This window comes from Rhizobium sp. 05N430 (genome assembly GCF_056396985.1).
Genome location: NZ_JBFTMO010000051.1, coordinates 1 through 534, shown reverse-complemented (window position 1 = coordinate 534; position 534 = coordinate 1). Strand labels below are relative to the sequence as shown.

The window sequence follows — 534 nt, the reverse complement described above, 5'->3', positions numbered from 1 at the left end:
AGCTATTGAGACAATGCTTTGATGAACTCCCTTGGGGAGGCCATTTTGAGCGCTGAGTGTGGATGGATTTCAYTATAGTCTTCAATCCATCCGTCGATCTTCCGGAGAGCTGTGTCGGCGTCCGGAATGGATGAGATGCGTATGTAGTCYCGCTTCAAGGTTTTGACGAAGGCTTCAGACATGCCGTTCGATTGTGGGCTGGCCACGGGCGTGAAGCATGGGATCAGGTTGAGGGCTTGGGCAAACAGCCTGGTCTCCCTCGCGGTATATGCACTGCCGTTATCAGATAGATGTTCTATTGCATGCGGGGCGCTGATTGCGCCGAAGCGCTTTTCGACGGCCTCCAACATCATGTCTCGAATGTCGGAGCCGGATATCCCGGCATTGGCGACGGCTGCCCATGAGATAATTTCCCGGTCAAACGCATCGATAATGAACGCGAGACGAACCACCTCGCCATTCCAGCAAGTGAACTCAAGCCCGTCCGAGCACCAGCGGAGATTAGACCGCATCACCATGACCTTGCCGTCGTGG

General features: G+C 54.7%; 1 protein-coding gene. It reads right to left on the bottom strand.

Translation table 11 applies throughout. The annotated features are described in order from the left end of the window. Positions 1-2 precede the first annotated feature (2 nt). The coding region (locus tag AC1DJO_RS29870; RefSeq protein WP_477974136.1) for a DDE-type integrase/transposase/recombinase at positions 3-534 on the bottom strand (532 nt) is incomplete at its 5' end.